The organism is Fodinibius sp., assembly GCF_041642155.1.
Classification (GTDB): Bacteria; Bacteroidota; Rhodothermia; order Balneolales; family Balneolaceae; genus Fodinibius.
In genome coordinates, this window is sequence record NZ_JBEPWZ010000334.1 from 1 (window position 1) to 3,036 (window position 3,036).

The window sequence follows — 3,036 nt, forward strand, 5'->3', positions numbered from 1 at the left end:
TCTCCGAATTCTGGGAGCCGATATATGCCCAGCATGACGACTACCTGATCCTGGAGCCGGAGGCGTTCTACATTTTTGCCTCCAAAGAGCGTTGCCGCATTCCTGAACACCTGGCTGCCGAGATGATCGCTTATGATACCGGTTCGGGCGAGCTTCGCACGCACTATGCCGGGTTCTTTGACAGCGGCTTCGGGGGCAGAATCAAGGACAAGGGGGCACGCGCCGTACTCGAAGTACGCTCGCACGACGTGCCTTTTTTGATAGAAGACGGTCAGACGTTCTGCAGCATGAAATTTGAACCGAATACTGAAGTCCCCGAAACCATTTACGGGGAGGATATAAAAAGCAATTACCAGGGACAGGAGTTAAAACTGGGTAAACATTTCAAGCAGTAATAGGTACTATGGCTTCCTACAGGGTGAACCGATGCATCTGTCACAACAGAATGTTTGCGGAAATTAAGCGCTATTCCCAGGAACATAACATAACTTCTGTTGACGAATTGCAGGAGATTGATTTTTGCAGCACTAATTGTGGACTGTGCATCCCCTATATCAAAGCTATGTTAGAGACTGGAGAAACGGAATTTATACCCGGAAATCCTACCCAGATAACTGCTGACGCTACGGAGTAAAGGAAACGGATAATTATTAACTGCACCACATCCACCCTCATGAATATTTTTTATGCGCCTCCCTCTCAGATTCACAGTGACTTCGCCGAGCTCACCGGCCAGGAGGCCACTCACGCTTCAAAAGTATTGCGTGTGCGGGAGGGCGACCGGCTGGTTGTGGTAGACGGACAGGGTGGACGTTATGAGGGACCGGTTGCGCGAATCAGTGGTCATAAGTCCCTGCAGGTCAAACTGGAAGATCGGCAGCATGTTACAGCCCCGGCCCCGGAGCTTATTTTGGGGATGGGCATTATCAAAAAGCGGGACCGCCTGGAATTTGCGGTCGAAAAAGCAGTGGAGCTTGGGGCAAGTCATATCGCTCTCTTCAGAAGTGAACATACCATCAAAAAGAATGTACGCACAGACCGGTTGGAGTCCATTGCGCTTTCTGCGATGAAGCAGAGCTTGCGCAGCTGGCTTCCCGAAATTTCGGTCTCCTCTTCTGTGGATGAAGTGATCGAGCGTTATTCGGACGTGCGGTGCCTGATGGCTCATGAAAAAGTGAGCAGCGCTGGAGGGGGGAACGATGTTGCTCCCGTTGCGGATGATGAAGATCGGCTGTTGCTACTGGTGGGGCCCGAAGGCGGGTTTTCGCCCGCAGAAGTGGAGAGAGCCAAAGAAGAGGGGGCACGGTTGGTCTCCCTGGGCGCTTACCGGCTTCGCGCTGAAACGGCTGTAGTGGTGTTTATGAGCCGGTTTTTGTGGGGATGAGGGATAGAGAGTAAAAACCAGCAGGTATGTACTCTCCTGGCTCCCAGATCCTGAATCAGGGATCCGGGAGCCCGAGACCCGGATTCCCGGGGGAAAACCAAGGCACAAACCGAGCGCGGGAAATCCAGCGACAAATTAAAAAAAGGGAACGTACCGGTGACCGGGAACCCGGGGGTTGGTTGTATTACTGTTCCCCTTCAGTCATCCCGGTATGGCTCGCCGCGTATTCTTTCAGCTGCCTTACCTCGTCCCACATGTTCATGGACTTGTCAATGGCATTGTCAAAGACATCATTAATAACCGGGAAATATTTCTTCTGTCCCCACACCTGTAAAGCCAGTCTCGCTTTCATCACTCCGCCGGACATCCAGGAAACCTCTTCCCAGTGTCCCTCCGGGATGTATAACGTATCAGCTTTGAAATCCGGTTCGGTAAGCGTATCGCTGTTGCTAACGACCATGTTGTTTTCTTTGAGAATATTGTAAACACGGTTCATATCTTCTTCCGACCATTCAAATTCCTCGCGGAAACGCTCATAGTCATCTTCCCACTTCGTGCGGAAGGCATCCCCGTGATCATCCAGGTACTCCCGCACATAATCAAATCCGATACCTTTACGCTGCATATAATTAAAAACGGCAGCTGACTGTGAGGTATCTTCCTGCACAATATGGTCAGGCACAATTCCCCCGCCGCCATAGACCGTTCGTCCCGCATCGGTTGAGAATTTCAGGGTATCTGAAATATGCGAAACAAATTCGGATACGTCCCCCTCGGCATCCGCTTCTCGCTTGTAGATTTCGTAGGCGTACTCCTCGCCGCCTTTATGGGAATAGGGTTTTTGGATAAGGCGTCCCGAAGGAGTGTAATATTTAGAAATTGTTACGCGAATCTTGCTCGAGTCGATCAGCTCGTATTGCTGCTGAACCAGACCTTTGCCAAACGTCCGTTGTCCTACAATTAATCCCCGGTCATGGTCCTGGATGGCCCCGCTTACGATTTCGCTGGCAGAGGCTGACCCTTTGTTTACCAGGGTAATGACCGGCAAATCTTTATATTCGCCATCGCGGCGCGAAAAGTAGGCGCTGGTAAACCGGGTATGACGGCTTTTCGTTGAAACGATTTTCGTACCTTTTTGGAAAAACTCTTCTGAAATGGCAATTGCCTGTCCCAGGTATCCGCCGGGATTACCCCTGAGGTCAAGCACAATGCGTTCCATCCCTTTATCTTCCAATCCCTGCATCGCCTCCATGAATTCTTCATGCGTGGTTGCCGCGAAGCGGTTGATTTTGACATAACCCGTTTGGTCGTCCAGCATATAAGAAGTGTCAACCGTATAAAGGGGTATATCGTCACGCGTGATGGTATATTCCAGTAACTCATTGACATGGGGTCGTTTGATGGTGACATCCACCTCCGAGCCTTTGGGTCCGCGCAGCGTGTTGACTACTTGTTCTCTGGTAAACCCAACAGAGGTACTATCATTGATACCGATAATACGATCTCCGGATCGGATGCCCAGCTGGTCACTGGGTCCCCCGGCAATAGCTGTAATGACGGTAATGGTGTCGTCAATAACATCGAACTGTATACCGACTCCCTGGAATTTGCCGGCAAATTCGTCCTCAATGGCATCACTGGTTTTGGGCTCG

The 3,036-nt window shown here is 50.9% G+C and carries 2 protein-coding genes and 1 pseudogene; 2 read left to right on the forward strand and 1 reads right to left on the reverse strand.

Annotation, left to right across the window (positions count from 1 at the left end; all coding sequences use genetic code 11):
* Both ACESLU_RS13575 and ACESLU_RS13580 read left to right on the forward strand, forming a co-directional pair.
* A pseudogene (locus ACESLU_RS13575) lies at positions 1-395 on the forward strand (2'-deoxycytidine 5'-triphosphate deaminase); the annotation flags it as partial.
* A 278-nt stretch (positions 396-673) separates the two neighbouring features.
* A complete protein-coding gene (locus tag ACESLU_RS13580) occupies positions 674-1,384 on the forward strand; it encodes a 16S rRNA (uracil(1498)-N(3))-methyltransferase (RefSeq protein WP_372639168.1) in 711 nt (236 codons plus the stop codon).
* Positions 1,385-1,568: 184 nt separating this feature from the next.
* Here the strand turns inward: ACESLU_RS13580 and ACESLU_RS13585 are convergent.
* A partial coding sequence (locus tag ACESLU_RS13585; protein WP_372639169.1) for a S41 family peptidase occupies positions 1,569-3,036 on the reverse strand: 1,468 nt, incomplete at its 5' end.

Excerpts from the sequence above, each read along its gene's own strand:
- ACESLU_RS13580 (WP_372639168.1), top strand. The coding sequence starts at position 674 with ATGAATATTTTTTATGCGCCTCCCTCTCAGATTCACAGTGACTTCGCC.